At 45.4% G+C, this 1,626-nt stretch carries 2 protein-coding genes and 1 pseudogene; 1 reads left to right on the top strand and 2 read right to left on the bottom strand.

The window, feature by feature from the left end:
- Positions 1-398, top strand: a pseudogene (locus tag AB4496_RS18750) (short chain dehydrogenase); the annotation flags it as partial.
- A 147-nt stretch (positions 399-545) separates the two neighbouring features.
- Here AB4496_RS18750 and AB4496_RS18745 read toward each other — a convergent pair.
- Together AB4496_RS18745 and AB4496_RS18740 are read right to left on the bottom strand one after the other, a co-directional pair.
- Positions 546-1,430 (bottom strand): PA4780 family RIO1-like protein kinase, encoded by an 885-nt coding sequence (locus AB4496_RS18745; RefSeq protein WP_029221996.1) that lies wholly within the window; start codon positions 1,428-1,430, stop codon positions 546-548.
- An 89-nt stretch (positions 1,431-1,519) separates the two neighbouring features.
- A partial coding sequence (locus AB4496_RS18740) for a DUF2256 domain-containing protein (protein ID WP_372131605.1) occupies positions 1,520-1,626 on the bottom strand: 107 nt, incomplete at its 5' end.

Here is a 1,626-nt window from a genome sequence, read left to right as displayed (position 1 = left end):
ACACCCTACCAAGCTTATTACTGGCCAAGCACTTTACGCCGATCCTCAAATCCAGTGACAATCCCAAATTTGCCGTGGTATCAGCCAAAGTCGGCAGCATTTCAGACAACCGATTAGGCGGTTGGTATAGCTATCGCTCATCTAAAGCTGCACTCAACATGTTCATCAAAACCATGTCGATTGAATGGCAACGTACATTGAAGAAAGGCACAGTGTTAGCGCTCCACCCGGGCACAGCAGACACGGCTTTATCTAAGCCTTTCCAGACCAATGTCCCTGAAGGTAAGTTGTTTGAGTCGAGCTATGTCGCCCATCAATTGGTGGACATCATTCGCACTGCTACACCTGATAACAGTGGGCACTTCTACGCTTACGATGGTGAGCAGTTAAAGTGGTAGTTAATACCAGTGGCCGTCTTTCATGAGTGTTAAAAAAAATAACCCAACAGAGTTGAGGCTCTATTGGGTTATTTTTTGAAAGAGCGCCTTAGTTTTTTAAGGCGTTATGACTGACATTTTACGAAAGATCAAAACGGGTCATTACGACTACTCAGCCCAATTGAACTTACTGTCGTCTACACCTTCTTTCTCTTCTTTAACACGCTCGCGTCGGTGTTGTTCTTCAATTCGCGCAGCATCTATCTCTTGCATAATGGCTTCGATGTCTGCCAAATCGTCAGTTTCTGTAAACTCGCCCGTCAGCTTGCTGTCTGGCTTTAAGTCGCCTTTCTCGTAAAGCGCCCACATTTCCTTGGCATACTCGGTTTTCGCCAATTCAGGAGCAAACTGAGCGTAGTAGTCACGGATATTATTGATGTCACGAGCCAACATCCACTCAGCGTTGTTGTTCGCCGAAGCATCAACCGCTTGTGGTAGATCGATAATCACCGGACCGTATTCATCAACCAATACGTTAAACTCAGACAAGTCACCATGGATCAAACCAACGCAAAGCATTTTAACCACGTAAGTCATCATCACCGCATGATCTTCAATCGCTTGTTCTGGTGGCATTACAACATCGTTCAAACGTGGTGCAACATAACCATCATCGTCAGTGACCAGTTCCATAAGCAGCACGCCATCAAAGCAACCGTAAGGGACAGGCACACGTACGCCCGCTTCTGCCAGTTTATATAAGGCATCCACTTCAGCACTTTGCCAAACCTTTTCTTGTTGCTCTCGACCAAAGCCAGAGCCTTTTTCCATCGCTCGAGCACGGCGGCTATTTCGGACTTTTCGGCCTTCACGATACGCGGTCGCTTTTTTAAAGCTGCGCTGGCTAATTTCCTTATATACCTTGGCACAACGGATCGTATCGCCGCAGCGTACAATGTACACAGATGCTTCTTTGCCACTCATGAGTTGGCTTGTCACCTCGTCGACTAAACCATCGTCAACTAAAGGCTGTATTCTTTTAGGTATCTTCATGTCGTCTTTATACATGAGTTACCTGACAGATAAAATATTAACTCGTTAAATGAGTGGTTATTCTCAATAGATTCTTAAATGAAGGGAGATTATGTGGGTTTTGTCTTATGGCGACGACAACGTTCAGAGCAATAAATCACCTCTTCCCAACAACGTTGCCATTTTTTACGCCATGAGAATGGTTTGAGGCAAACGG

It is taken from the genome of Vibrio sp. 10N.222.46.A1 (genome assembly GCF_041473595.1).
Classification (GTDB): domain Bacteria; phylum Pseudomonadota; class Gammaproteobacteria; order Enterobacterales; family Vibrionaceae; genus Vibrio; species Vibrio tasmaniensis_A.
This window is presented reverse-complemented; position numbering and strand designations above follow the sequence as displayed.

Coding starts and splice junctions, on each gene's coding strand:
- AB4496_RS18745 (WP_029221996.1), bottom strand. CDS start 1,430: ATGAAGATACCTAAAAGAATACAGCCTTTAGTTGACGATGGTTTAGTC.